A 26,735-nucleotide genomic window follows, 5' to 3' on the forward strand; every position below is an offset into this window, starting at 1 on the left:
TCCGCCCTCGGCTTCCGCAACCTCACCAACTACATCGCCCGCAGCCTGCTCGAAACTGGCGGCTTCAGACCCCGACTACACCCTCAATTACGATGAGCCGGTTATGCGGGCAGCGGGAGGGAGGCGGCCGAGGTCACCAGGAGTTCGCCGGCGATGGCGTCGACGCGGAGTGCGCCTCCATCGGCCACTTCGCCGCTGACGAAGAGGTCGGCGATCCGGTCGTCGACCGAGCGCTGCACGAGCCGGCGGAGGGGCCGGGCGCCGTATTGCGGCTCGTAGCCGTTCTCGGCGAGCCAGTCGACGGCCGCCTCCGTCACCTCGAGCGTGACCTCACGGGGAGCGAGACGTGTGCGCGTGGTGTCGAGCACGGTGCCCACGATCTCCCGCAACTGCTCGCGGCCGAGGCGGCGGAACAGCACGATCTCGTCGATCCGGTTCAGGAACTCGGGGCGCATCGCCTCGCGGAGTCGGCCCATCACGCGATCGCGCAGGTCCTTCTCCGATGCGAAGCCCTCAGCCGACGCGTCGCTCTGCGCGACGAAGCCGAGCGCACCCGATCGCGAGGCCAGGAACTCCGAGCCGATGTTCGACGTCATGATGGTGACCGTGTTGCGGAAGTCGACCGTGCGGCCTTGCCCGTCGGTCAGGCGGCCGTCGTCGAGGACCTGCAGCAGCAGGTTGAACACGTCCGGGTGCGCCTTCTCGATCTCGTCGAAGAGGACCACCGAGTACGGGTTCCGGCGCACGCGCTCGGTGAGCTGCCCTGCCTCGTCGTAGCCGACGTATCCGGGAGGGGCGCCGACCAGTCGCGAGACCGTGTGCCGCTCGCCGAACTCGCTCATGTCGAAGCGGATCACCGACTGCTCGTCGGCGAAGAGCGAGCCCGCGAGGGTGCGCGCCAGCTCCGTCTTACCCACGCCGGTGGGTCCGAGGAAGAGGAACGAACCGACGGGCCGCGAGGAGTCACCGAGTCCGGTGCGACTGCGGCGGACGGCGCGGGCGACCGCGGCGACCGCGTCGTCCTGGCCGATGACGCGCTGGTGCAGCTCCGACTCGAGGTGCGCGAGGCGCTCACGCTCCCCCTCCGTCAGCCGCGACACCGGGATTCCGGTGGCACGAGCGATGACCGCCGCGATGTCGCTCTCGCCGACGACCGCCTCCGCGGGGGCACTGCCGGTGGCCGCCTCGAGCTCCGCCTGCACTGCGGTGATCTCGTCGCGGACACGAGACGCCTCCTCGTAGTGCTCGGCCGAGACGGCCGCGTTCTTCTCGACCTCCAGCGTCGCCAGACGCTCGAGCAGCGCCCCGGTGTCGACACCCGCGCCCAGCTTCAGGCGGAGGCGCGCGCCGGCCTGGTCGATCAGGTCGATCGCCTTGTCGGGCAGCACGCGGTCCGTGAGGTACCGGGCCGAGAGCTCGACGGAGGCGCGGAGGGCCTCGTCCGTGAAGCGCACGCGGTGGTGCTCCTCGTAGGCAGGGCGGAGGCCGTGCAGGATCGCGACCGCGTCCTCGATGCCGGGCTCGCCGACGCGAACCGGCTGGAAGCGCCGCTCCAGGGCCGGGTCCTTCTCGATGGTGCGATACTCCTTCAGCGTCGTCGCGCCGACCAGGTGCAGTTCGCCGCGGGCCAGCCGGGGCTTGAGGATGTTGCCCGCGTCCATGCCGCCCTCGCCACCGCCGCCCGCACCGACGACGGTGTGGATCTCGTCGATGAAGACGATCAGCTCGCTGGCGTGCGCCGCGATCTCGTTCATCGTGCCGGTGAGGCGCTCCTCGAAGTCGCCGCGGTAGCGGGTGCCGGCCAGCATGCCGGGAAGGTCGAGCGAGATCACGCGCTTGCCGCGCAACTGCTCGGGGACCTCCTCCGCCACGATCGCGCGGGCCAGGCCCTCAACGATCGCGGTCTTGCCGACGCCGGCCTCGCCGACCAGCACCGGGTTGTTCTTGGTGCGGCGGCTCAGAATCTCGACGGTCTGCTCGATCTCGTCAGCGCGCCCGATCACCGGGTCGAGCCGGTCCTCGCGGGCGAGAGCGGTGAGGTCGGTGCCGAACGTGTCGAGCATCGGAGTGTCGGAGGCGGGCTGTGGCGCCTCCTGCTGCTGCACGTCGGCCTCGCGCATGCCCTGGGTGAGGGCTTCGGCCGTGACGCCGGCGCGGGCGAGGACCTGCCCGGCGGGGGCGTCCTGGCCGAGCACGAGCGCGAAGAAGAGGTGTTCGGGCTCGATGTAGGTCGATCCGCTGGACCGGGCGACCTGGTAGGCGTGGAACAGCGCGCGCTGTGCGCTGGGCGTGATGGTCGCCGCGTTCTGCGGGGCGTAAGCGTCGTCGGCCTGCGGGAGGCGCGCCTCCGCGGCGGTGGCGATGGCGGCGGGGTCGATGCCGATGCGGCGCACGGCCTGGGAGACGGTCTCGTCGTCGATGATCACGCGGAGCACGTGCAGGGCGTCGAGCTCGGTCTGGCCGCGCTCGAGTGCGAAGCGTCCTGCGGACTGCAGGATGCTGCGGGTACGGGCGGTGAGGAATCGGCTGAGGTCGATCGACCGCGCCGCGCGGGCGCGCTCACCATCGAGGTAGCGGGCGAGGAAGTCGTCGAACGAGCTCGGTCCGGCCTCACTGTCGTTGTCGGGCACCAGTCCTCCTGGGGAAGTTGAGTCGGTTACGCTCAAGTCCAACGCAGGGGTGCCGTTCCTATTCCCGCCCCTCCCCCCGCGAGATGCCACTTCGGTACACGACACGCGGCGGCGGGCGTACCGAAGTGGCATCTCGCGGGAACGGGAAGAGGCACGGACCTGGGGGTCCGTGCCTCTCTGCGCCGACGCGCATTTCTCCGGGGTGGGAGCTCTAGGGGACGAGGTAGCCCGCCGCGCGGAACAGCCCGTACCACTCCGGCCGCGTGAGCGGCAGATCGGAGCCGAGAGCCGCATCGCGCACGCGCTGCTCGTTCGTGGTGCCGAGCACGACCTGCATGCCCGCGGGGTGGCGGGTGATCCAGGCGGTGGCTATGGCGATCGCGGGGACGTCGTACTTCCCGGCGAGGCGATCGATCGCGGCGTTCAGCTCGGGGTAGGCCGGGTTGTCGAGGAAGACACCGGTGAAGAAGCCGGCTTGGAACGGAGACCAAGCCTGGACGGTGATGTCGTTCAGGCGGCAGTAGTCGAGGATGCCGGCGTCGCGCATCACCGACTGGTCCTCACCGACCATGTTGGACGCAACGCCCTGCGCGATCAGCGGCGCGTGAGTGATCGAGAGCTGCAGCTGGTTCGCCACGATCGGCTGGTTCAGCGACTTCTTCAGCAGCTCGATCTGGTAGGGCGTCTGGTTCGAGACGCCGAAGTGCTTCACCTTGCCGGAGGCGTGCAGCTCGTCGAACGCGCGGGCCACCTCGTCGGGCTCAACGAGGGCGTCGGGCCGGTGCAGGAGGAGGACGTCGATGTAGTCGGTGCGCAGCGCCTTCAGCGAGCCCTCGACCGAGGCGATCAGGTGCTCGTACGAGAAGTCGAAGTACGGACCGTCCGGGACGATGCCGGCCTTCGTCTGCAGGACGACCTGCTCGCGCTCCGAGGGCGTGAGCGCCATCGCCTCGGCGAAACGCTCCTCGCAGCGGTGCAGCTCGCCGCCGTACACGTCGGCGTGATCGAAGAAATCGATGCCGGAGTCGCGGGCGGCGCCGACCAGTCCGCGGATCGCTTCGTCGCTCATCTCGGGGATGCGCATGAGGCCGAGGACGACGTTCGGGGAATCGACACCGGAGGTGCCGAGGGGGACGTGCTTCACAGGGAGTGCTCCTTCGTTGGATACCTCGTCCACGGTAGGCGCCGCGACCGGGCGGCGTCCAACAGGGGGCGCTGGTGCAATTCATCGGGCGGAGTGGTGAATTAACCGGCCCATCCGGTTCACAACGCAGGATGGATGCGAGCAGAGGCGCGACTCAGGCCGGTCAGCACGGGCGCGGGAGCGATCCTTCCTGCGTTGTGCACGCCTTGCCGCCCTTGCTGGCCGGTGGCAGGCTGCCACCATGCCGATCGAGGTCCGCCGCGCCTCCGTCTTCGCCGATGTCGCCGCGGTCGTCGGCCCCAAGCGCCCGGACGCGAGCGTGTGCTGGTGTCTGAGCTACCGCCTCCGCTCCTTCGCCGAGAACCGCGCACTACTCGGTCCGGCCCGCGGCGAGCGAGTGCGCGCGCTCGTCGCGGAGGATCCGCCGCCAGGCGCCCTCGCCTACGACGGCGACGACGTAGTCGGCTGGGCGGCCGTGCACCGGCGGGCTGACACGAGTTACTCGACGAACCGGAAGATCCCGCACGTCGATGACCTCGACGTCTGGACTGTCTGGTGCATCCGCGTTCGCCCGGGCTTCCGCGGGCGCGGCATCTCGCCTCCGCTGCTCGAGGGGGCGGTCGAGTTCGCCCGGGCGCACGGAGCTCCGACAGTGGAGGGGTACCCGGTCGACAACGCGGGCGCGAAGGTCGATCTCACGATGGCGTACGTCGGCACTCGTGCGCTGTTCGAGCGCGCCGGCTTCACGGAGGCAGCCGACACGACGTCGGTGCTGAACGGCTTCCCGCGGGTGGTGATGCGCCTGCCTCTCCGACATACCACGACGATATGATGCGGTCGTGATCCTCGACCAACTCCCCCTCGGCGCAGTCCTCAGGCGCGCCCGAGAGGACGTCTCGATGTCCCAGACGGCACTCGCCGCCGCCGCCGGCCTGCGTCAGCCGAACATCGCCGCGATCGAAGCCGGCGCACGCCGTCCGAGCCCGGAGCTGTTCGAGCGGCTCCTCCGAGCCGCCCGACTCCGCCCGTCGATCGCTCTGGAGTACCTCGCCAACGACGTCCGCCAACTCGCCGCAGAGCACGGCCTCAGCGATGTCCGGGTGTTCGGGTCGGCGGCCCGGGGCTCGGACGACGAGCGGAGCGACATCGATCTGCTCGTCGCGGCGGATCCCGCTGTCGACTTCCTCCGACTGGCCGCGTTCCGCGGTCGAGCCGAGGCGCTCCTCGGGTTCCCGGTGGACGTCGTGATCGACAGCGCGGACGACGACATCGTGGCGGCGATCCGCCGCGAGGCGGTCCCGCTGTGACCGGGCCGGACGAGGGAGGGACGACGCAGGACCGCTTCACCGCCCGCCCCCGACGCCCCGCCGAGGACACCGACAAGCGCTCCCGGCTGATCCTCGAGGCGGATCGGCTTCTCTCCCGCCTCGATCGTGCCGCGCGGGACGGCGAGGATGAGTTCGTCCGCCCCGTGTCGGACAGCAGGGACATCGGCGCGCTCGCCCTGATCACTCTCGCCGAGTTTGTGCACCGCGATCTGCCCGCCGCCGTCGTCGCGCAGCTGCCCGGCGACGCGGTCGAAGGACTGCGAGCCACGCGGAACATCGCCGCCCACAACTACGCCGCCCTCGACAACGAGCGGTTGTGGACAACCGTGACCGTGCACGCCCCGGCGCTGCTCCACACGATCCGAGCAGCGCTCCTCGACGGCTGACCGTCTCGCCGCCGTCCCCGGGAACGAGGAACGGCCCCTCACCCGCGAGGGGAAGGGCCGTTCGCCGCGGAGGACCGGACGAAGTGTCGGCGCCTAGAAATCCCAGTCCTCGTCCTCGGTGGTCACGGCCTTGCCGATGACGTAGGAGGAGCCGGAGCCCGAGAAGAAGTCGTGGTTCTCGTCCGCGTTGGGCGAGAGGGCCGACAGGATCGCGGGGTTCACGTCGGTCGCCTGCTTCGGGAACATCGGCTCGTAGCCGAGGTTCATCAGCGCCTTGTTGGCGTTGTAGTGCAGGAACTTCTTGACGTCCTCGGTCAGGCCGAGCTGGTCGTAGAGGTCCTGCGTGTACTGCGCCTCGTTGTCGTAGAGCTCGTAGAGCAGCGAGAACGTGTAGTCCTTGATCTCGTCGCGCTTGGCCTGGTCGACCCGCTCGAGTCCCTTCTGGAACTTGTAGCCGATGTAATACCCGTGCACTGCCTCATCGCGAATGATCAGGCGGATGAGGTCGGCCGTGTTGGTGAGCTTGGCGCGCGAGGACCAGTACATCGGCAGGTAGAAGCCCGAGTAGAAGAGGAACGACTCCAGCAGCGTAGAGGCGACCTTCCGCTTCAACGGGTCGTCGCCGCGGTAGTAGTCCATCACGATGGACGCTTTTTTCTGCAGGTTCGGGTTCTCCATCGACCAGCGGAAGGCCTCGTCGATGTCCTGGGTGTTCGACAAGGTCGAGAACACCGAGGAGTACGACTTGGCGTGCACCGACTCCATGAACGCAATGTTCGTGTAGACAGCCTCCTCGTGCTGGGTGATGGCGTCCGGGATCAGCGAGACCGCGCCGACGGTGCCCTGCACGGTGTCGAGAAGGGTGAGCCCGGTGAACACGCGCATGGTGAGCTGCTGCTCCTCGTGGGTCAGCGTGTTCCACGACTGGATGTCGTTGGAGAGCGGAACCTTCTCGGGCAGCCAGAAGTTGCTCGTGAGGCGGTTCCACACCTCGACGTCCTTGTCGTCCTGGATCCGGTTCCAGTTGATGGCCTGGACGGAGTCGACGAGCTTGAGCTTCTCGGGGGGAGTCATGATTCCTTCTCGCTACTGCGGATGGGTGATGCGGGTGAGAGAGGGCTCTACAGCATGCACGAGACGCACTGGTCGAGTTCGGTGCCCTCGAGTGCCAGCTGGCGGATGCGGATGTAGTAGATCGTCTTGATGCCCTTCCGCCAGGCGTAGATCTGGGCGCGGTTGACGTCGCGGGTGGTCGCGGTGTCCTTGAAGAAGAGGGTGAGCGAGAGGCCCTGGTCGACGTGCTGCGTCGCCGCGGCATAGGTGTCGATGATCTTTTCGTAGCCGATCTCGTACGCGTCCTGGTAGTACTCCAGGTTGTCGTTCGTCATGAACGGCGCCGGGTAGTAGACGCGGCCGAGCTTGCCCTCCTTGCGGATCTCGATCTTCGACGCGATCGGGTGGATCGAGGACGTCGAGTTGTTGATGTACGAGATCGATCCGGTCGGCGGAACGGCCTGCAGGTTCTGGTTGTAGATGCCGTGCTCCATGACGGAGGCCTTGAGCGCACGCCAGTCGTCCTGGGTGGGGACGGCGATGCCCGCGTCGGCGAAGAGGCGGGCGACGCGCTCGGTGGCCGGCGCCCACTCCTTCTCGGTGTAGGTGTCGAAGAACGCGCCCGAGGCGTACGTCGAGTCCGCGAACCCCTCGAAAGTGGTGCCGCGCTCGATCGAGAGGGTGTTGGAGGCGCGCAGGGCGTGGAACAGCACCGAGTAGAAGTAGATGTTGGTGAAGTCGATGCCCTCCTCGGATCCGTAGTGGATCCGCTCGCGGGCGAGGTAGCCGTGCAGGTTCATCTGGCCGAGGCCGATGGCATGCGACTTGTCATTTCCGTCCTCGATCGAGCGGACCGAGGCGATGTGCGACTGGTCGGACACCGAGGTGAGGCCGCGGATCGCGGTCTCGATGGTGCGGCCGAAGTCGGGCGAGTCCATCGTCAGCGCGATGTTCAGCGAGCCGAGGTTGCAGGAGATGTCCTTACCGACCTGCGCGTAGGAGAGGTCCTCGTTGTAGGTCGTCGGAGTGTTCACCTGCAGGATCTCGGAGCAGAGGTTGGACATGTTGATCCGGCCCTTGATCGGGTTCGCCCGGTTCACCGTGTCCTCGAACACGATGTAGGGGTAGCCCGACTCGAACTGGATCTCGGCAATGGTCTGGAAGAACTCGCGCGCCGAGATCTTGCTCTTCTTGATGCGCGGGTCGTCGACCATCTCGCGGTACTTCTCCGAGAGGGAGATGTCGCCGAAGGGGATGCCGTAGACGCGCTCGACGTCATAGGGCGAGAAGAGGTACATGTCCTCGTTGTTCTTCGCGAGTTCGAACGTAATGTCGGGCACGACGACGCCGAGGGAGAGCGTCTTGATGCGGATCTTCTCGTCGGCGTTCTCGCGCTTGGTGTCGAGGAAGCGGAGGATGTCGGGGTGGTGCGCCGAGAGGTATACAGCTCCCGCGCCCTGGCGCGCTCCGAGCTGGTTGGCGTAGCTGAAGCTGTCCTCGAGGAGCTTCATCACGGGGATGATGCCCGAGGACTGGTTCTCGATCTGCTTGATCGGGGCACCGGCCTCGCGGATGTTCGAGAGCGAGAGGGCGACGCCGCCGCCGCGCTTGGAGAGCTGGAGCGCGGAATTGATACCGCGGGCGATCGACTCCATGTTGTCTTCGATGCGGAGCAGGAAGCACGAGACGAGTTCGCCGCGCTGAGCCTTACCGGTGTTGAGGAAGGTGGGTGTCGCGGGCTGGAAGCGGCCGGCGACGATCTCCTCGACGAGGGCGGTCGCGAGCGTCTCGTCGCCCTGCGCGAGGCCGAGAGCGGTCATCACGACGCGGTCCTCGAAGCGTTCGAGGTAGCGCTTCCCGTCGAAGGTCTTCAGCGTGTAGGAGGTGTAGTACTTGAACGCACCGAGGAAGGTCGCGAAGCGGAACTTCTTCGAGTACGCGAGGTCGTTGAGCTGCTGGATGAACTCGAACGAATACTGATCGAGCACGGCCTGCTCGTAGTACTCCTTCTCGACCAGGTAGTCGAGTCGCTCCTTGAGCGTGTGGAAGAACACGGTGTTCTGGTTGACGTGCTGCAGAAAAAACTCGCGAGCGGCCTCGCGGTCCTTCTCGAACTGGATCTCTCCATCCGGGCCGTACAGGTTCAGCATCGCGTTGAGCGAGTGGTAGTCCATCTGTGCGGCGTCGCGGGGAGCGTCGATCACTGCTGCGTCCAAAACGAGTCCAATCCTTCATCGACGGCGCGGACGTCGTCGGGTGTTCCGAATACTTCGAAGCGGTAGAGGTGCGGTACCGCGCATTTGCGGGCGATGATGTCCCCGGCGAGGCAGTACGCCTCGCCGAAATTCGTGTTGCCGGCGCCGATGACCCCTCGGATCAGGGAGCGATTGCACGGATCGTTGAGGAACCGGATGACCTGCTTGGGGACCGCGCCTGCGCCGTTGCCGCCGCCATAAGTGGGGAGGACGAGCACGTAGGGCTCAGAAACGTGGAGGGTGTCGAGCGCCGCTCCGTCCCGCCGGGCGTGGAGCGGAATCCGCTGCGCCGGCCGCCCGAGCTTCTCGACGAACCGGTGCGTGTTCCCCGAACTACTCGAGAAGTACACCAGCCCGCTCATCCGCCCTCCCTCGTTCATCCGCTTCCCGCCGACCCCCCTCTGAGGTGCACGGGTGGTGAGTCGCAACGCGGAGAAGGAAGCCGTAGCGGCGCTACGGCGCCCGCCGACAACGCCGCGAATCGCCGCCCGTGCGCCTTAGAGGGTCGCGATCTTGTCGGGGCGGAAGCCGGACCAGTGATCATCGTCCGTGATGACGACCGGCGCCTGAAGGTAGCCGAGGGCCTTCACGGCCTCGAGGGCCTTCTCGTCGACGGAGAGGTCGAACACCTCGTAGTCGATGCCCTTGCTGTCGAGGGCGCGGTACGTCGCCGTGCACTGGACGCAGGAGGGCTTGGTGTAGACCGTCACAGCCATGTGTGTCGCCTTTCGGAGGGGAGTGTTCCGGTGCCGCTCCGCGGCCGGTGGCCCGGGGTTCGGGCGGGGTCGGGGAGGAGGTGGTGGGAGGAGCAGGAGGAGGTTCAGGGGGCCGGTGGAGCTCTCGCTCCGACCCGTTCGTCAATACTACATATAGTGGGGGGCCCGGCGTCAGCCCACTAGACGTAGTAGTTACAGCCGTGTAGTTATCCACCGGTTCCTCCCCCGTTCATCCACAGGCCGGAGCCCGTGGAACCGCGCAAGGACGCGGATCGGGACGAACCATCCACAGCTGTGGATGAGACAGATCCGTTCCCTGGGTACAACGCCGTGCGGCGTGTCGGCATGCCCGGAGAGTACGCCCGACCACCGACACCGATGGGAAGTCAGAGCAGGCGCGCAGCCCACACCCTGGCGACGGCGCCGAGGAACCGGACCGGGTCTGCGAGCGCCGCGGAGGCCGAGCCGGCAGCCTCCGTCAGCGACCCTGCCGCGGAGAAGCCGGTGGTCGGTGCGGTGATCGCGCCGGCGACGAGCAGCGCCCGCGCACCGGCCGCCTCCGCGAGTCCGAGGACGTAGGAGGGAACCTTGCCCGCCGCGGACTGGGCGTCGAAGCGCCCCTCCCCCGTGATCACGACGTCGGCGCCGGTGAGGAGCGCCGGAAGCCCGACGGCCCGTCCGACAGCGTCGGCGCCAGGGGCCAGCCGCGCACCCCAGGCGAGCAGCCCGAATCCGGTGCCGCCCGCCGCTCCGGCTCCCGGCGCGTCCGGGTCGGCGTCGAGGTGCGCCGCGAGATGCCGGAGGCCGCCGTCGAGCCGAAGCACATCCTCGGGCCCTGCCCCCTTCTGCGGCCCGAAGACGCGAGCCGCTCCAGAGTCGCCGAGCAGCGGAGCCGTGACGTCGCTGAGCACGACGGCGCCCCCGAGCGGCAGCGGCCGGAGCCCGCGCAGGTCAACGCCGGTGAGCTCCATCAGTGCCCCACCTCCGTCGCCGAGGTCGTGACCGGAGAGGGTGGTGAAGCGGGCGCCGAGCTCGCGCAGGGCGCCGACGCCACCGTCGGTCGAGGCGCTGCCGCCGATCGCGAGCAGCAGCGAGTGCGCTCCTTCATCGAGCGCGGCGGCGATCGCGCGTCCGAAGCTGCGGGTGTGGGCGGTGAGTGGGCGGAGGGAATCGAGCAGGCTGATTCCGCTCGCGGACGCGAGCTCGACCACGGCGGCGCCGTCCGGCAGCAGCAGCCAGTCGGCGTTGACCGGGCGGTCATCGGGGCCGGGAACGACGGTCGAGTGCCGCTGCGCTCCCGGCACAGCCAGCCCGAAGGCCTCGACCGTGCCCTCTCCGCCATCGGCCATCGGCGCGAGGACGACCTCGTCGCCCGGACGCTCGGCGCTCCACCCCTCGGCGAGCGCCCGCGCGACCTCGACCGCACTCGCGGACCCCTTGAACGAGTCCGGCGCGACGACCACCCGGAGCGCGCTCATCCGCCCAGTGTGGCAGGAGGCGGACGATCAGCTGCGCAGCTCCCGAGCCGGATCGACGGCCGCCGATCTTGCGGCAGGCACGCTCGCCGCGACTCCCCCGACCAGCGCTCCCAGCAGCGGTCCCTGCCAGAGGACCGCCACCGTGACGACGGGAGACCAGCCCTGCCCCGTCGAGATCGCGAGGACGACCCCGATCCCGAGCGCGGTGCCGAGAGCGCCGCCGAGGAGTCCCGTCATCGCGCTCTCGAGGACGAAGAGAGCGCCGATCGCGGTGCGAGATGCTCCGAGTGCCCGGCGAAGACCGATCTCGGCCCTCCGCGAACTGACTCCGCTCCACGCGGTAGCGAATGCACCAAGCCCTGCCAGGACCAGCAGCACTGTCCCCGTCGTCCGGACCAGTTGCTCGAGCTGAGCGTTGATCCTGCTGCGCAGCTGCGTGAGATCGGCGGTCGTCTCAGCGTGGAAGGTGGTCGGAACAGCCGGATCCAGAGCCGTGGGAGCGATGTCCGCGACCGCCCTGGCCAGCCCTGGTTCGGTCGAGGCCAGGAGTATTCCCGGCTGGGTTCCCGTCGAGATCATGGTGACCGCCTCCCGGCCGATGACGATCGCCCGGCTCAGGTCGGCAGCGGCCGGGCCGACAGCGGTGATGGCGCCCACGACGCTGAAGGATCTGCCCCCTATCGAGAGGGTGGCTCCCTCGGCCCCCGGAACGATGCCGAGCCGCTCCGCCGCCTCCGCTCCGACGAGAGCGATCCGACCGGAGACCGGCTCCGGAGCCGAGAGCAGCCCACCAGCCGACGCCGGCTCCGTCGTGACTCCCAGGGCTCCCACCGCGTCGGCCCCGAGGGCGACGACGGAGACGTTCTCGGCGCTGGGGTCGAGCACCGCCTCCGGAGCCCGCTGGACCGGCGCGCGAAGACCCGCGACGTCCCAGCGCAGCCCGACGTGCAGGACGCCCTCGACGCCCGCAAGGCGCTCAGCGTCTTCTTCGGTCACGTCCCCGCTCGCTCCGCTCGACGTCAGCCGCACGAGGTCGCCGGCAGCACTCCGGACCGTGTCATCGACCTGGCGCGCAGCCGTCACGGCGAGCGCGTCGGCGGCGACGAAGCCGCCCGCCCCGATCGCGACGATCGCGACCGCGACCAGCGCTCGTGCAGGTGCGGCGAGCAAGCCCAGCACGGTGTCCGCGATCAGAGCGCGCACGCGGTGCCGACGCGCATCGCGTGATGGAGCAGGAGGCGGGGAGGCGGCGGCGCTCTCGTCCGCTAATGCGTCCGGACCCTCGAGGCGTCCACGCCGCATGGCCAGGTTCCGATCGGCCCGAGCGGCCAGCCTCGTATCGTGGGTGACGACCACGAGCGCGAGGCCGCCCTCGCGCAGCGTCTCGAGGAGGCCGACGATGCGGTCGCCGGTTTCCTCGTCGAGGCTCCCCGTCGGCTCGTCGAGCAGGAGGACGCTCGGCCGGTGGACCAGAGCGCGAGCGATCGCCACGCGCTGACGCTCTCCTCCCGAGAGCAGGTCGACGCGCGCGTTCGCCTTATGAGCGAGCCCGACCGCGGCGAGAGCCTCGGTGATCCGCTCCGTCATCGCGTCTTCGTCGATCCGCCCCGCATGGGCACCGACCGCGATGTTCTGGGCGGCGGTGCGGCCCGGCAGCAGGTGGGCGTCCTGGAAGACGAAGCCGAACCGCCGAGCGCGGAGCTCGTCACGCTGCCGGTCCGCCATCACCGCCGTGTCGATCCCATCGACGAGGAAGCGGCCCTCGCTCGGGCGGTCGAGTAGGCCGAGGATGTTCAGGAGCGTGGACTTCCCGGATCCCGAGGGTCCGGTGATGGCGACGAACTCACCGCGGTGCACGACGAGGTCGACCCCGCGCAGGGGGTGGTTGTTCACGTCGAAGCGGCGCTCGACTCCGGAGCATTCGAGGACAGGCACCGGTCAGCCGATCACGACGGTATCGCCGACCGAGAGCGCGGGCTCGCCGTCGAGCAGCGCCCAGCCGTCCGCGACTACGCGGACCTCGATGTCGACCCGCTGGCGGCCGTCCGGCCGGTCGACGTCCACGAAGCTCGTGGCGCCGTCCTGCCGCAGTGCGGTGGCCGGAACGGCGATCCGCTCGGCGCCGCGGTCGCCGAAGGTCACGGTGACGGATGACCCGGCAGCGAGGGAGGTCCGCGTCTCGGCCGAGACGAGGACGGTGACGTCGTGCCCGGGAGCCGACTTGTCGACCGCGGGCTTGAATGGCCCGATGCTCTCGATCGTCCCGGTCGCGTGCTTGGCGGAGGCGGGATCGACGATGGACGCGGCAGCGCCGACCGCGAGGGAGTCGGCGGAGGCGACGTCGACCCGGGCGATGACGCGGTCGGGCGGCACCGTCCAGGTCATGACCGTGCCGTCGCCAGGGATCACGGAGTAGAGGGACGGCGCGGTGGCGACGGTGAAGTCCGACCGGTCCAGGTCGACGATCTCACTGAACGGCAGGCGGCCGCCGCGCGGGCCGAGCACGGTGGTGGTGGGGGCCGGCGTCGGCTGCGTCCCGCTCGGCGCTGCCGAGGGGAGCGCTGAGGCGGGAGCCGCCGAGACCACGTCGGGCCCGCGCTGCGCCCGGTAGCCGCGGTCCTCGTAGAAGGCCGCCAGGGAGGCGACGGTCGCGGAGTCGTAGGTGTCCTCCTCCGAATCCGCCGCGTAGCCGAGGCCGGCGAGTGCGCCATTGAGGGCGAGGACGTCCTCGCCCTCGTCGCCCTGGGCGAGATCCCGATAGTGCGGTCCGTCGATCGCCAGGGCGAACACGGGCCGCTCCGCTACGGCGAACAGGAGTGCGCCGTCGACCACGGCCGAGCCCACGCCGAGCGGCGCCGCCGTGATCTGCGCGGCCGCCGCCCCGGAGGGGGCGACGGCCTGGACGCTGACGGCCGTGCTGCCGCCGACCGTGCCGAGCGCCGACGGAAGCGGCAGCGTGCGCTTCTCGACCGTGCCCGTCGTCGTCAGCGTCCGCTGCGCGTTGCCGAAGGCGGTCGCGTCGGGGGCACGCAACGCCTGCCCCAGGAGGAAGGCGGCCGCCATCGCGCCGATCACGGGGACCAGCACAACGACGATCACCCAGGGGCGGGGACGGAGTCGGAGCGTCGGGCCTTCGTCAGTGTCCGCCGTGCTCACTGATCACCTTCTCCGCGAACGCGACCCGCTTATCCGTCTCCTTCTTGTCCTCCACCAGCGCCGCCTCATTCTCGGCGATGAATGCCACCTGATACGCGGCGACCACATCCACGAACGTCTGCGCAGCACCCGTCGACGACAAGCACTCCACCTGATCCAGCGCAGCACGGATACCCGCCTCACTGTCCGCAGCATCGGCGATCTTCGGAGAGGTCACCGCCCGCTGCTCGTCCAAGGCATAGCCCTTCCCGGACAGGCAGGCGCCGAACTCGGACTGGGCTTGCGCCCAGATGGGGTCGTCGCTCGCCCAGCTCCAGGTCGCCTTCCGACCCCGCTCGTGAATCGACTCCTCGGGCGTCCGGTAGCTCAGCGACGCGATCTCCTCGCTTCTGCTGTCGACGCCGACGCACTGTAAAATCGCGCGATGCGTCTCATCGGAGTACAAGGCCTCGTTGTGCTGACGTGCCTCGGCGAGCGCACTTGGCGCCATCCCGAGACCTCCTTGCAGCGCCCTCGCCTTCGTCCACACGCCGAAATACTTCAGCGACCACATGGTGGAGGGCGGATAGTCGAGCACGTTCGGGAAACTCACGTCGTAACCGGCCGCGCGAACGCAGTCCTCTGCGAGCAGGTCCGACCCCCGTTCGAGCAGCTGCCGCTCGTGCGCGTTCGGTCCGTACTCGTCCAGCGGCTCCTGCACCGTCTCCGTCGCCTCCTCGAGCACAGCGGCATTCGGCACGAACTCGATCGACGACGGCTTATGCACACCGTCATCTGCGCCGGACGAGCATCCACTGAGCAGGAGCAGCGCGCACCCGAGCGGGAGGATACGAGCACGCATCATTCGTCCGCCGTGATGCTCGAAATTCGGTCGTTCCACGAGTGACCGACATAGCTCATTGTCACGACGTTATTGAAGATCTGCCCCTGCTTCTTGTCGTCCTCCCAAGCGCAGTATCGCCCATCACGGCAGAACTTGGTCTGCTCAGTAGCATTCGCCGGCGCGACGCCGACCGCTACGACCGAGGAGGCGGCGAGCAGCAGCGATCCGACGATGGGAGGAAAGAGAGGGGGTGAGTTCATTCAGGGAGGTTCCTTCCGGATGGTCTGTTGACGAATCCGAGGAAAGCAGAAGTCGAGAGGTCGTCGCTTGCCCCGGCGCGAAACGCCGCATACGCGAGAGACGCCGCTCAGGCGAGGGAAACCCGGCTAGACCAGGACCTTTGCGCTTCTATCAGCGTGAGAAACTGCTCGTCAATCGTCATAACACGCCAACAAATTACGTGCAAACCGTCGCGGCTACACCCGATCGAGCGCCCGCGCCCGTCGCCGGGTCACGGCCCGCAGCTCCGCCTCACGCTCCGTCGAGCGCCTCCGCCAACCGTCGCGCCACAGCCCGCAGCTCCAGTTCCGATCCGCGCACGCGCTCCTCGAGGCCCGCTGCGCGCTCCGCGACCACGGCCTCGGACTCCGCCGCCCGGTCCTGCCCTTCCGCGATCGAGCCGCGGAGCTCGGCCACGACCGCACTGAGCTCGTCGAGCCCCGCGCGCAGCCCCGCAGCTTCCTCGCCCAACGCTTCTGTCTCGGCCCGGGCGGCGTCCAGCTCGCCGCGCAGCCCGGCCGCCTCGCCGCGGAGCCCGGCTGCCTCGCCGCGCAGCCCGGCCACCTCATCGCGCAGGGCCGCGGTCTCGCCGCGCAACTCCTCCGTGCGCAGCCGCGCCTGCTCGAACCAGGGCGAGACCAGCCGGTACACAGCGTCGCGGAGGGCGAGGCCGCCGCGTCCGAACCGGGTCGGCGCGGCGGCCGGGTCCTGGAGGAAGTCGTGGTCACTGGTCATCGTCGGTATCCCGTCCGGAGAAGCGGCGGTGGAGCACGTCCATCGCCCGCTGATCCTTGTCCATGATGTCTGCCTCGAGAGTGGTGTCGGCGACGCGCTCCGCGAGGCCCGGCCGGAAGCGGCGCTCGAGCGAGGCCTCGATGAGCTCGACCGAACGCTCGAACGAGAGCGGTCCGCGGGCCGCCTCCCGGCCGCGGCGGCCGAGCGCCTCGAGGTCGATCGCCCCGGTCGTGACGTCGCGCATCGCCGCGAGGAGGGCAGGTGCGGAGCGGGTGATCTTGATGCAGTCGACGCCGTCGATGAGGAACTCCGCGACTCCGCTGGCCGCCGTCACGATCGGAACGGCGCCCGCGGCTGCGGCTTCGACCGGCGCGACGCCGAACGCCTCGCCCGCCCAGGTGGGGAAGAGGAAGGCGTCGGCGCGCCCGTGTGCGGCGAGCACCTCGGCGTGCGGTGTCGCTCCGTGGAACTCGACCACACCAGCCAGGCCCGCCTCCGCCGCCCGCGCGCTCCAGCAGGCCACATCGCCGTCGCCGTAGAGGTCGACGCGGAAGTCGCGCGTCTCCTCCGCGAGCGCCGCGGCCGCCTCCAGTACCAACCCGACGCCCTTGTGCTCGCCGAGTGACGCGGCGAAGGTGAACCTCGTGATCCCGCCCTCGCGGTAGTGCCGCGGCTCGGCGGAGTCGCTCGGTACGCTCACTCCGCGACCGATCACCTCGACCTCGCCCAGCCTCAGGCCGCCGACCTCGATCGAGTCGACGAGCGATCGGCTGACGGCGACGATCTCGCCGCGGTCGAAGTAGTCGGGGGCCTGAGCACCGTAGACCGCGAGCACGCGCTCGGACAGCCCGTCGACCAGGGCGTTCGGGATGCGGTCGCCCAGGTTCCACATCCACGGTGCCTCGACCGTGCGCAGCAGGTCGATCAGCGCGAGGCCACCGAGGCCGAGCAGGTTGAACGCGACCACGTGCGTCGGCGCGAACTCGCGCAGCTCCTCCAGCAGGATCCGGGTGTTCTCGAAGCGCGAGACGGCGCTCTCGTGGTGCATCAGCTGGGCGACCTCACCGCCGGTCTGCGGCAGCGGGAAGTAGGTGCGCAGGCTCAGCGTGCGGTGCAGCTCCACTCCGGAGGGCTCAGGAGGAAGGTAGGTCGGCGTGGTCAGCACCCGCACGGTGTGGCCGCGGGAAGCCATCGCCTCGGCTACTCGCGCGCAGGTCATCTCGTAGCCGCCGAGCACCTGCGGGGGGTACAGGTTGCTCACGAACAGCAGGCGCATCAGGCCCCGACCTCCCGTGCTGCGGCATCGGCCGCGATCACCGCGGTCACCTCCGGGGTGTACGCGGCGCGGACCTGGCGGTCGTTGCCCCCGTCCCAGTAGTTGACGAGGTAGAGCCCCGACTGCTGGGTGCGCGGCACGAACGGGAACAGCTGGGCGCGCGGCTCGATCTGCGCGATCCGGTAGCCGGCGTCGACGGCGCGCACGTGCAGCCAGATGTCGTCGGCGTCCGGAGCGATCTCGCGGAACGCGTCGCCGTGCGCCGCGATCTCGCCGAGCAGGGCGCTGGGGAGCAGCTGACCCGAGACGGAGGTGCCGAAGACGTCGGTCGCGGCAAGGGTGTCGGCGACCGGCGTCCAGCTCGTGTAGGGCGCGACGGCACCGTCGACGACGCCCACTCGGTGGGCGCGATAGCAGAGCACGGTCTCGCGGGGGTAGCGGGAGCGAGCGTCGAGCAAGCCACGGAGCCAGGTGCGCGGGTAGACGATGTCGTCGTCGGAGGTGACGAGGTCGCGCTCGCCCGCCCGGCCGGAGAGCAGGTGCGGGTAGTACTTCGTGTGCACGCGGTAACCGTCGACCAGGCGGATCTCGACACCGCGGCGGCGCAGGCGGCGCAGCGGCGCGGGCAGGTCGGCGTGCAGGGCCGGGTCGTCCAGCCAGAGCACCAGGCGCGCGGGCCGGGCCTGACCGCGGGCGATCGACTCGAGCGCCACGTGCACGCGCTGCAGCCTCTCGCCGTGAGTGGTCATCGTCACGACGACCTCGCCGGCCGGATCGACCGCGGAGCGGCGCGAGAAGCGGTTGGCGAGCGCGAGGAGCAGCAGCTCGAGGCGGAGGGCGGGCGACGGGTGGTCGATCGGCCGGGCGGCGACCGCGGCGGCGCGACGCTCCGCGAGGCGCTGCTGGACGGAGTACCGGACCCGGGCCACTCCGCTCAGGTGCGCGCGGGGGCGGACTCGACGGCCCAGCGCGGCCAAGCGCGTGCGGGGGCGGACGCGCCGACCGATGGCGGCGAGAGCGGGATGCATCAGTCCAGGCTAGCCGGAGCACCCTGAGCGGCAGATCTCCGTCAGAGCTCATCGACGACAGCGAAGGCCCGCACGGGGACGGTCCCGAAGCCGCTCAAAGCGGTGGCAGCGGCGCGGAGAGGTGCTGCGCTCGATCCTGTCAGTGGCGGAACCGAGCGCAGCTCCGAGACGTCGTGCCCTACTTCTTCGGCAGCGCCGCTGCCAGGTCGGCGATCAGGTCGGACGAATCCTCCAGGCCCACCGAGAGCCGCACCAGCGACTCCGAGACCTCCAGCGGCGTGCCCTTGACCGACGCGTGCGTCATCTCGCTCGGGTAGCCGATCAGCGACTCGACACCGCCGAGCGACTCGGCCAGCTGGAACAGCTCGGTCGACTCCGCGAACTTCCGAGCCGCACGCGGGGTGCCGAGCTCGAGCGAGAGCATCCCGCCGAATCGCGACATCTGGCGCTTCGCCAGCTCGTGGCCCGGGTGACCCGGCAGACCCGGGTAGTGCACGGCCGTCACCGCCGGGTGCTCCACCAGGAACTCGGCGACCGCCTGCGCGTTCCTCGAGTGGCGCTCCATCCGCACCCCGAGAGTCTTGATGCCGCGGACCGTGAGCCACGCGTCCATCGGGCCGGAGATCGCTCCGACCGCGAACTGCAGAAACGCGATCTTCTCGGCGAGCGGCCCGGAGCGCAGCGCGAGCGCGCCGCCGACGACGTCCGAGTGGCCGCCGAGGTACTTCGTGGTCGAGTGCACGACCACGTCCGCACCGAGCGCCAGCGGCTGCTGCAGAGCGGAGGAGGCGAAGGTGTTGTCGACGACGACGATCAGGTCGTGCGCGTGGGCAAGATCGGCGAGTTCGGCGATGTCGCTGATCGTCATCAGCGGGTTCGACGGAGTCTCGACCCAGAGCATCTTGGTCTCGCCGGGGACGATCGCTCGCTGCACCTCGCGCAGGTTCGCCATGTCGACGGCCGTGTTACGCACGCCCCAGGCGCTGTGCACCCGGTCGATCAGGCGGTGGCTGCCGCCGTAGGCGTCGTTGCCCAGGACCACGTGGTCGCCGGGAGCGAGCGCGGCGCGCAGCAGGGTGTCCTCGGCGGCGAGTCCGGAGGAGAAGGAGTAGGCGACGTCGGCGCCCTCGAGCGAGGCGATCAGCTCCTGCAGGGAGTCGCGGGTCGGATTCGCCGAGCGGGCGTACTCGTAGCCGCCACGGAGCCCGCCGATGCCGTCCTGAACGAACGTCGAGGTGAGGTAGACGGGCGGCACGACCGCGCCGGTGGTCGGATCGAACTCCTGGCCGGCGTGAATAGCGCGGGTGTCGAAGTGCTGCTTCTTGGGCATTGAGCGGTCTCCCTGGGTCGGAGGTGCGAGGTCGACGGCCGTCAGGCCGTGGCGTAGGTGAGGAGGTCCTGGCGGGTGATGACCGCGACGGGTTTGCCCTCGTCGGTGACGAGGAGGGCGCTGCGCTCGCTGAGCGCCGCGCGGGCGGCGACGATGCTCTCGCCCAGTCCGATCAGCGCGAGCGCGTCGCCGACGCACTCGCCGAGCGGGTCGTTCATCGAGGCGGAGCCGGTGAAGACGCGGTCGAGAAGCTCGCGCTCGTCCACCGCTCCGACGACCTCGCCCATCACGACGGGCGGCTCGGCGGTCAGCACCGGCAGCTGCGACACTCCGTACTCGGTCATGATGCCGATCGCGTCGCGGACGGTGTCGGTGGGGTGCGCGTGCACGAGCGCAGGCAGCTCGGCCTGGCTGCTCGCCGCCCGAGCGCGGAGCACATCGCGGACGGTGCCCTCGTCGCGCATCTCGAGGAAACCGTAGGAGCGCATCCACCGGTCGTTGAAGATCTTGCCGAGGTAGCCGCGTCCGCCGTCCGGCAGCAGCACGACGACCACGTCGTCGGGGCCGAACTCGGCGGCGGCCTTGAGCGCCACCGAGACGGCGAGCCCGCTCGATCCGCCCACGAGCAGGCCCTCCTCGCGGGCGAGGCGGCGGGTCATCGCGAACGACTCAGCGTCGCTGGAGGCGATGATCCGGTCGACGACGCTCGGGTCGTAGGCGCTGGGCCAGAAGTCCTCGCCGACGCCCTCGGTGAGGTAGGGCCGCCCGCCGCCGCCCGAGTAGACCGAGCCCTCCGGGTCGGCGCCGATGATCTGCACGCGGCCCTCCGACACCTCCTTGAGGTAGCGCCCGACCCCGCTGATGGTCCCGCCCGTGCCGACTCCGGCGACGAAGTGGGTGAGCCGACCAGCGGTGTCCCGCCAGATCTCGGGTCCTGTGGTCTCGTAGTGGCTGAGCGGCCCGTTGAGGTTGGCGTACTGGTTGGGCTTGAAGGCGCCGGGGATTTCGCGGGCGAGGCGGTCAGAGACGGAGTAATAGGAGGCGGGATCCTCAGGAGCGACGGCCGTCGGCGTGACGACGATCTCCGCTCCGTAGGCGGTGAGGACGCTGCGCTTGTCCTCCCCCACTTTGTCCGGCAGCACGAAGACGCAGCGGTAGCCGCGCTGCTGAGCGACCAGGGCGAGCCCGATCCCGGTGTTGCCACTGGTCGGCTCCACAATCGTGCCGCCCGGCTTCAGCAGTCCGTCACGCTCGGCGGCGTCGATGATGCGGGTCGCGATGCGGTCCTTCGACGAGCCGCCGGGGTTGAGGTACTCGACCTTCACCAGCACCGTGGCCTGCACGCCGGCAGCGACCGGGCCGAGCTTGACCAGCGGAGTGTCGCCGATGAGGTCGAGCACCGAATCGGCGTAGGCCATCCCGGTGTCCGGACGTGCGGGCAAAGCGCGGTCCAGGGTCATTTCGCCAGCGTACCAACCGGGTCGGGGCGTGTGACGGGGTCGGTGCATGCTCTCGGTGAGGTCGCGGGAGGGAGTGCCGCGCGCCGTGTCCGTGCCCTATCATGGGGGTCCGCGAGCGCCGCCGTCGACCCGGAACGGACCCCGAATGACCTCACCGATCGCCGCACCGCCGCGGCGTCCGGGCGACATCCCTCTCCTCCGCCTGCTCGGTCCGGCGCTGGTCGCCGGAGTCGCCTACCTCGACCCGGGGAACGTGGCCAGCAATATGACGGCGGGCGCCCGATTCGGCTACCTCCTGGTCTGGGTGGTGGTGCTCGGCAACCTGATGGCGTGGCTCATCCAGTACCTCTCGGCGAAGCTCGGCCTGATAACCGGCCGCAGCCTGCCGGAGCTGCTCGGCGACCGGCTCCGCGGCCGCTGGGGACGCCGGGCCTACTGGCTGCAGGCCGAGACCGTCGCGATGGCGACCGACCTCGCCGAGGTGATCGGCGGAGCGATCGCGCTGAACCTGCTCTTCGGACTGCCGCTGCTCGCCGGTGGGCTGGTCACCGGCGCGGTCTCGCTGGTGCTGCTGCTCGTGCAGACACGGGGCGGGGCGCAGCCGTTCGAGCGGGTGATCACGGGGCTGATGGTACTGATCGCGGTCGGCTTCACGGTCGGCGTCGTCGTCGATCCGCCGGACGCGGGCGCCACCGTCGCCGGTCTTGTACCGCGGTTCGAGGGCTCGGAGTCGGTGCTGCTGGCGGCCTCCATCCTCGGTGCGACCGTGATGCCGCACGCGATCTACGCGCACTCCGCGCTCGCCCGCGATCGCTTCGGCCACGTCGAGGGCGTCGGAGCCCGCCGGAGGATCCTCGTCGCCACGCGGATCGACGTCACCATCGCGCTCGCCATCGCCGGCACCGTGAACCTCGCGATCCTCCTCCTCGCCGCCCACTCCCTCGCCGGCGTCGCCGGGACGGACAGTCTCGAGGGCGCGCACGCAGCCATCGGCGCGGCGCTCGGACCCGTGGTCGCGACCCTGTTCGCGGTCGGCCTGCTCGCCTCCGGTCTCGCCTCGACCTCGGTCGGCGCCTACGCCGGTGCCGAGATCATGCACGGGCTGTTGCAGGTGCGGGTGCCGCTGGTCGCCCGCCGGCTGGTGACCCTGATCCCGGCGCTGCTCGTACTCGCGATCGGCTTCGATCCGACGCGCGCCCTGGTGCTGAGCCAGGTGGTGCTCTCGTTCGGCATCCCCTTCGCGCTGGTGCCGCTCGTGATCCTCACCCGCGACCGACGGCTGATGGGCGACCAGACGAACCGCTGGTTCACCACCCTCGCCGCCGCCCTGGCCGCCGTCTTCCTCATCGTGCTGAACGGCTTGCTGCTCTGGCTCACTTTCGCGCCCTGACCCACCCCCGATCGTCCGTGCCGATCGGGGAGCGGGCGGCCCGGCTTCCCACGGCTCGCAGTGATCCGATCCGAAGCCTGTCTCGTTATCCTCTGAGAGCGCCTCTCAGGCGCCTGCGCCCGCCACCAGGCGCCTTCCACCCTCAGAACGAGAGACGCCGCCGTGCCCAAAGACACGATGTCCGCCAAGAATCGCGCCCGACAGGAAAAGCTCGAGGCCTACAAGCGAGAGCAGGATCGCCGCAAGCGCGGCTCCCGCATCTGGATCTGGTCACTCTCGGCCCTGGCCGTTCTCGCGGTCGGCGGGATCGTCGCGGTCACCGTCTTCGGCAACCAGCAGATCGTCGAGGCTCGCCAGATCGACGGCCTGCAGACCTTCGAAAACGACGCGACCCACGTCGCCGGCGCCGTCGAGTACCCGCAAACCCCGCCGGCCGCCGGACCCCACAATGCCGTGTGGATGAACTGCGGCGTCTACGACCAGCCCGTCCCGAACGAGAACGCGGTCCACGATCTCGAGCACGGCGCGGTCTGGGCCACATACGACCCCGAGCTGCCACAGAGCGAGGTCGACGCGCTGATCGCCGCCATGCCGGACACCTACTCCGTCGTCTCCCCCTACGAGGGCCTCGACTCCCCGATCGTCCTGAGCGCCTGGGACGCCCAGGTCGCCCTCGACTCCCCCGACGACCCGCGCCTCGACGCCTTCGTCGAGCGCTTCTGGCAGTCCTCGAGCGCCCCCGAGCCCGGCGCCCCCTGCACCGGAGGGATCGATGCGCCCGGCAAGCAGTAGGGGTCGGATCCTCGTCGCCGCGGTCGCCGTGGTCGCTCTGCTCCTCGGCGCGGCCGGCGGGTACCTCTTCGGCGCGCTCGCCCCGTTCGCCTCTGCGGCGACGCCCTCCAGCACGAGCGCGGAGGCAGGCTTCGCGCGCGACATGCAGGTGCATCACCTGCAGGGCGCCGAGCTGGCGATGATCGCCCAGGAGCGCAGCACCGATGACGACGTCCTGACGGTCTCGAAGGACATCCTGCTCACCCAGCAGCAGCAGGCCGGGCAGCTCTTCGGCTGGCTGAACGCGTGGGGCCTGCCGCAGGCCGCTCCCGAGCCGTCGATGACCTGGATGGGCCGGCCGACCCTGGCTGGTGCCGCCGACGCGCACTCGTCGATGGGGATGGGCACCGAGGACGGCGTCGTGCCTGCCAGCATGCCGGGCCTTGCCACCCCCGACCAGATCGCGGCGCTCAGCAACGCCTCGGGTCGCGGCTTCGACCGGATGTTCCTCGAACTGATGATCGCCCATCACCGCGGCGCGATCGACATGGCGGATGCTCTCCTCGCGCGCAGTCGCGTCACCGTCGCGACCGACTTCGCCTCCTCCGTTGTCACGGCTCAGGAGGCCGAGATCTCACTGATGGAGCAGATGCTCGCCGACCGTCCGGCGGAGTGACCACCTCCGTCGCGCATAACGTCAGCTGAGAGCCGTCCTCATCCACCATCGTGGATGAGGAGTGCTCTCAGCTGACGTTGTGCGCGTCGACAGTCCCCTGCGCTGACGGGATCGGCCCGGGCTGAGTGGAACCACCTTGCTGTGACCGACAGCTGACGGTTGGATGCTTCAATCGCCCCCAGTATCAGGGGCGCTCGACCGCCGCGAGGAGTACCCCATGACCGACCCCAGCCCGTCCGCCACCGTCTGGCCGCCGCCCCTTCCGCCCGTGAAGGCGAAGATGCGGAGGCGGGACCGTCAGCACCGCCGGGTTCCGCTCGTGGCCCTGGTGTGGGCGTGCGTCGGCGCCCTCCTCGTCGGCACAGCGATGGGCGGCGCGAGCGGCGCCTCCGACACGACCGAGCTCGAGGAGCAGCTTGCCGCCGTGCAGCAGCAGCTGTCGAGTGCCGAAGACTCACTCGAGGAGCAGACCGATGCGCTCGCCGAGGTCGACGCGAAGCGCAGCGCCGCCGAGGCGTCAGCAGCCGGCCTGCAGCAGAAGGTCGACACGATGACCGCCGAGGCCGCCACCTCCACCACAACCCTTGCGAGCCGCGACGCCCGGATCGCCGAGCTGGAGTCAGCAGCCAAATCCGCCGCCGCCACATCCGCCGCCGCTCCAGCCGCCGCCGCGCCCGCCGCAGTACCCAATGGGGGCGGCTCCGTGTCGTACGCGAACTGCGGCGCGGTTCGCGCGGCGGGCGCCGCACCGATCCGCACGGGCGACCCCGGCTACAGCCGCAAGCTCGACCGCGACGGCGACGGCGTGGCCTGCGAGTAGGCCGACCGGCGACGGCGCAGGACGCTCAACCCTGCAGGGACGACTCCGTCTGCTGCGCGTAGAGCGAGGCGTAGAGCCCGCCGAGGCCGAGCAGGTCGCGATGAGTGCCCGACTCGACGATGCGGCCGCCCTCGACCACGTGGATGACGTCGGCTCCGACGATCGTCGAGAGCCGGTGGGCGATCGCGATGGTAGTCCGGCCGCGAGCCGCGTCGTCGAGGGCGGTCTGCACGATCCGCTCAGAGACGGTGTCCAGCGCGCTGGTCGCCTCGTCGAGGATGAGGACCGCCGGGTCCTTGACAAGCACGCGCGCGATGGCGAGGCGCTGCTTCTCGCCTCCGGAGAGCCGGTAGCCGCGCTCGCCGACCAGAGTGTCGTAGCCGTCGGGGAAGGACATGATTGTCGCGTGGATGTTCGCGGCGCGGGCGGCCGCCTCCAGCTCCTCCTGCGTCGCGTCGGGGCGCGCGTAGCGGAGGTTGTCGGCGATCGTCGCGTGGAACAGGTAGGTCTCCTGGCTGACGATGCCGATGTGGGAGACGAGCGACTCCTGCCGGAGCGCGCGCACGTCGGTCCCGGCGAAGCGCACCACTCCGCCAGCCACGTCGTACAGGCGCGGGACGAGGTACGAGATCGTGGTCTTGCCCGCGCCGGAGGGGCCGACGAAGGCGACGAATTCGCCCGGCTCGATCGAGACAGAAACGTGGTCGAGGGTCGGCCGCGCGTCCTCGGCCTGGTCGGGATAGCGGAAGACCACGTCATCCAGCTCGACCCGGCCGAGCTGGCCGGCGACGTCGCGGGCGTCCGGTCGGTCGCTGATCGCGGGGCGCAGGTCGAGGTACTCGAAGATGCGGGCGAAGAGGGCGCCCGCCGTCTGCAAGTCGAGCGCAACGCGCATCAGGCCCAGGAGGGGCCACATCAGGCGCGCCTGCACGGTGGTGAAAGCGACGACGGTCCCGGCGGTGACGGTCGTGCCGCCGAGGATCAGCCAGGCGGCGGCGAGATAGACGATCACGGGGATGACCGAGAGGAAGATCTGCACCATCGCGAAGAACCACTGGCCGGACATCTGCTGGCGCACCTGTAGCTGGATCTGCCGGCCGTTCTCGTCGGCGTAGCGCATCACCTCAGACTCCTGACGGCCGAAGCTCTTGGCCAGCAGGATGCCCGAGACGCTTAGCGTCTCCTGCGTGATCGCCGTCATTTCGGACAGCGACTCCTGCGTCTTGGTCGCAATGCGGGCGCGTACCTGGCCGACGCGGCGCTGGGCGATGACGAGCACCGGAGTGAGGACCAGGGCGACGATCGTCATCTGCCAGGAGAGGAGGAGCATCGCGACGACCGCCGCGATGACCGTCACCGTGTTGCCGAGCACGCTCGAGACCGTGTTGGTGAGCACAGTGGCCACACCGCCCACGTCGTTGGCGAGGCGGGACTGGATGACGCCGGTCCGGGTGCGGGTGAAGAAGCCGAGTTCCATCGCCTGAAGATGGCGGAAGAGGCGGATGCGCAGCTCGCCCATGACCGTGTTGCCGACGGTTGCGGTGAGGTAGGTCTGCCAGACGCCGAGGATCGCCGAGAGCGCCCAGACCAGCACCATCACGCCGACCAGTTCGAGCAGCACGGGGAGGTGGGGACGTCCATCGGGCGGGAAGAGACCGCGGTCGAAGGCGAGCTGGGTCAGCAGCGGCGGCACGACCGTGAGGGACGCACCGGCTAGGACGAGGATCACGGTGAGCGTCAGCTTCGGCCGGTGGTCGCGGAAGAGTCCCGCGATGCGTCGGAGCAGGTCGTCCACCCGGGGTGCCGCCGCGTTGATCTCGCGCTGACTGTCCGGGTCGCTCCTCGAGATCCTCCCGCCGCGCGCCCCGCCGCGCATCCCGCCGCCTGCCGCGACGTCACCCATCCTGCTCACTGCTTGACCCTAACGCCGCTGGTTGCCGCGGTCCGAGGCTTCCGCCCACGAGGGAGATGATCGTGCTGCTCATTGTGGAGTCTGGCGCG

24 protein-coding genes are annotated in these 26,735 nt (G+C 69.8%); 7 read left to right on the forward strand and 17 right to left on the reverse strand.

Annotated elements, in window-relative coordinates:
- Positions 1–101: 101 nt before the first annotated feature.
- Positions 102–2,630 (reverse strand): ATP-dependent Clp protease ATP-binding subunit, encoded by a 2,529-nt coding sequence (locus C5D07_RS14625; RefSeq protein ID WP_249028250.1) that lies wholly within the window; start codon positions 2,628–2,630, stop codon positions 102–104.
- Positions 2,631–2,841: 211 nt separating this feature from the next.
- Positions 2,842–3,774 carry an aldo/keto reductase gene (locus C5D07_RS14630; protein ID WP_258062072.1) on the reverse strand — a complete coding sequence of 311 codons (933 nt, stop codon included), beginning with the start codon at positions 3,772–3,774 and terminating at the stop codon, positions 2,842–2,844.
- Positions 3,775–4,015: 241 nt separating this feature from the next.
- Between C5D07_RS14630 and C5D07_RS14635 the strand changes: the two genes are divergently transcribed.
- From C5D07_RS14635 to C5D07_RS14645, 3 genes are read left to right on the forward strand one after another with little or no spacing between them, the layout of a single operon-like run.
- Positions 4,016–4,606 carry a GNAT family N-acetyltransferase gene (locus C5D07_RS14635; RefSeq protein ID WP_104259645.1) on the forward strand — a complete coding sequence of 197 codons (591 nt, stop codon included), beginning with the start codon at positions 4,016–4,018 and terminating at the stop codon, positions 4,604–4,606.
- Positions 4,607–4,613: 7 nt separating this feature from the next.
- Positions 4,614–5,081: an XRE family transcriptional regulator gene (locus C5D07_RS14640; RefSeq protein ID WP_104259646.1), complete on the forward strand. Its 468-nt coding sequence runs from the start codon at positions 4,614–4,616 to the stop codon at positions 5,079–5,081.
- Positions 5,078–5,488 carry a HepT-like ribonuclease domain-containing protein gene (locus C5D07_RS14645; protein WP_104259647.1) on the forward strand — a complete coding sequence of 137 codons (411 nt, stop codon included), beginning with the start codon at positions 5,078–5,080 and terminating at the stop codon, positions 5,486–5,488. The genes C5D07_RS14640 and C5D07_RS14645 overlap by 4 nt, the downstream gene beginning before the upstream one ends.
- Before the next feature lie 93 nt (positions 5,489–5,581).
- Here C5D07_RS14645 and nrdF read toward each other — a convergent pair whose 3' ends face one another.
- The 14 genes from nrdF to C5D07_RS14715 form a co-directional block, all read right to left on the reverse strand.
- Positions 5,582–6,562 carry a class 1b ribonucleoside-diphosphate reductase subunit beta gene (nrdF, locus tag C5D07_RS14650; RefSeq protein ID WP_068255135.1) on the reverse strand — a complete coding sequence of 327 codons (981 nt, stop codon included), beginning with the start codon at positions 6,560–6,562 and terminating at the stop codon, positions 5,582–5,584.
- A 47-nt stretch (positions 6,563–6,609) separates the two neighbouring features.
- Positions 6,610–8,715: a class 1b ribonucleoside-diphosphate reductase subunit alpha gene (gene nrdE / locus C5D07_RS14655; RefSeq protein WP_068257577.1), complete on the reverse strand. Its 2,106-nt coding sequence runs from the start codon at positions 8,713–8,715 to the stop codon at positions 6,610–6,612.
- 26 nt (positions 8,716–8,741) lie between these two features.
- Positions 8,742–9,158 (reverse strand): class Ib ribonucleoside-diphosphate reductase assembly flavoprotein NrdI, encoded by a 417-nt coding sequence (gene nrdI / locus C5D07_RS14660; protein WP_068255137.1) that lies wholly within the window; start codon positions 9,156–9,158, stop codon positions 8,742–8,744.
- A 135-nt stretch (positions 9,159–9,293) separates the two neighbouring features.
- Positions 9,294–9,512 carry a glutaredoxin-like protein NrdH gene (gene nrdH, locus C5D07_RS14665; RefSeq protein WP_068255139.1) on the reverse strand — a complete coding sequence of 73 codons (219 nt, stop codon included), beginning with the start codon at positions 9,510–9,512 and terminating at the stop codon, positions 9,294–9,296.
- A gap of 386 nt (positions 9,513–9,898) precedes the next feature.
- Positions 9,899–10,990 carry a glycerate kinase gene (locus C5D07_RS14670; protein ID WP_104259648.1) on the reverse strand — a complete coding sequence of 364 codons (1,092 nt, stop codon included), beginning with the start codon at positions 10,988–10,990 and terminating at the stop codon, positions 9,899–9,901.
- Between the two features lie 27 nt (positions 10,991–11,017).
- Entirely contained in the window at positions 11,018–12,925 is a 1,908-nt protein-coding gene (locus C5D07_RS14675; protein ID WP_104259649.1) for an ABC transporter ATP-binding protein/permease, read from the reverse strand.
- A 3-nt stretch (positions 12,926–12,928) separates the two neighbouring features.
- Positions 12,929–14,146, reverse strand: coding sequence for a hypothetical protein (locus C5D07_RS14680; RefSeq protein ID WP_104259650.1), 1,218 nt, complete (start codon positions 14,144–14,146; stop codon positions 12,929–12,931).
- Positions 14,127–14,912, reverse strand: coding sequence for a hypothetical protein (locus C5D07_RS14685; RefSeq protein ID WP_146076768.1), 786 nt, complete (start codon positions 14,910–14,912; stop codon positions 14,127–14,129). The genes C5D07_RS14680 and C5D07_RS14685 overlap by 20 nt, the downstream gene beginning before the upstream one ends.
- 74 nt (positions 14,913–14,986) lie before the next feature.
- Positions 14,987–15,229 carry a peptidase inhibitor family I36 protein gene (locus C5D07_RS14690; protein ID WP_104259652.1) on the reverse strand — a complete coding sequence of 81 codons (243 nt, stop codon included), beginning with the start codon at positions 15,227–15,229 and terminating at the stop codon, positions 14,987–14,989.
- A gap of 271 nt (positions 15,230–15,500) precedes the next feature.
- On the reverse strand, positions 15,501–15,983 hold the full coding sequence (locus C5D07_RS14695) for a hypothetical protein (protein ID WP_068255155.1): 483 nt from the start codon (positions 15,981–15,983) through the stop codon (positions 15,501–15,503).
- The gene (locus C5D07_RS14700; RefSeq protein WP_104259653.1) at positions 15,973–17,259 is read right to left on the reverse strand and encodes a glycosyltransferase; all 1,287 of its coding nucleotides are present in this window, start codon (positions 17,257–17,259) and stop codon (positions 15,973–15,975) included. Before C5D07_RS14700 ends, C5D07_RS14695 begins: the two co-directional genes overlap by 11 nt.
- The gene (locus C5D07_RS14705; protein ID WP_104259654.1) at positions 17,259–18,287 is read right to left on the reverse strand and encodes a glycosyltransferase; all 1,029 of its coding nucleotides are present in this window, start codon (positions 18,285–18,287) and stop codon (positions 17,259–17,261) included. The genes C5D07_RS14700 and C5D07_RS14705 overlap by 1 nt, the downstream gene beginning before the upstream one ends.
- Positions 18,288–18,465: 178 nt before the next feature.
- A complete protein-coding gene (locus tag C5D07_RS14710; RefSeq protein WP_068255159.1) occupies positions 18,466–19,617 on the reverse strand; it encodes a cystathionine gamma-synthase in 1,152 nt (383 codons plus the stop codon).
- 41 nt (positions 19,618–19,658) lie between these two features.
- Positions 19,659–21,035, reverse strand: a complete 1,377-nt coding sequence (locus C5D07_RS14715; RefSeq protein WP_104259655.1) for a cystathionine beta-synthase — start codon at positions 21,033–21,035, stop codon at positions 19,659–19,661.
- Between the two features lie 187 nt (positions 21,036–21,222).
- Between C5D07_RS14715 and C5D07_RS14720 the strand changes: the two genes are divergently transcribed.
- The 4 genes from C5D07_RS14720 (at position 21,223) to C5D07_RS15975 (ending at position 24,734) form a co-directional block, all read left to right on the forward strand.
- Positions 21,223–22,467 (forward strand): Nramp family divalent metal transporter, encoded by a 1,245-nt coding sequence (locus C5D07_RS14720; protein ID WP_104259656.1) that lies wholly within the window; start codon positions 21,223–21,225, stop codon positions 22,465–22,467.
- Between the two features lie 162 nt (positions 22,468–22,629).
- Complete coding sequence (locus C5D07_RS14725) at positions 22,630–23,259, forward strand: thioredoxin-like domain-containing protein (RefSeq protein WP_237358181.1); 630 nt, start codon at positions 22,630–22,632, stop codon at positions 23,257–23,259.
- On the forward strand, positions 23,240–23,914 hold the full coding sequence (locus C5D07_RS14730; RefSeq protein ID WP_104259657.1) for a DUF305 domain-containing protein: 675 nt from the start codon (positions 23,240–23,242) through the stop codon (positions 23,912–23,914). Before C5D07_RS14725 ends, C5D07_RS14730 begins: the two co-directional genes overlap by 20 nt.
- Positions 23,915–24,131: 217 nt before the next feature.
- The gene (locus tag C5D07_RS15975; RefSeq protein WP_237358182.1) at positions 24,132–24,734 is read left to right on the forward strand and encodes an excalibur calcium-binding domain-containing protein; all 603 of its coding nucleotides are present in this window, start codon (positions 24,132–24,134) and stop codon (positions 24,732–24,734) included.
- A gap of 25 nt (positions 24,735–24,759) precedes the next feature.
- On the opposite strand, the gene C5D07_RS14740 is transcribed toward C5D07_RS15975, so the two are convergent.
- Entirely contained in the window at positions 24,760–26,637 is a 1,878-nt protein-coding gene (locus tag C5D07_RS14740; RefSeq protein ID WP_104259658.1) for an ABC transporter ATP-binding protein, read from the reverse strand.
- Positions 26,638–26,735: the final 98 nt, after the last annotated feature.

It is taken from the genome of Rathayibacter tritici, assembly GCF_002932875.1.
In the GTDB taxonomy this organism is placed as follows: domain Bacteria; phylum Actinomycetota; class Actinomycetes; order Actinomycetales; family Microbacteriaceae; genus Rathayibacter; species Rathayibacter tritici.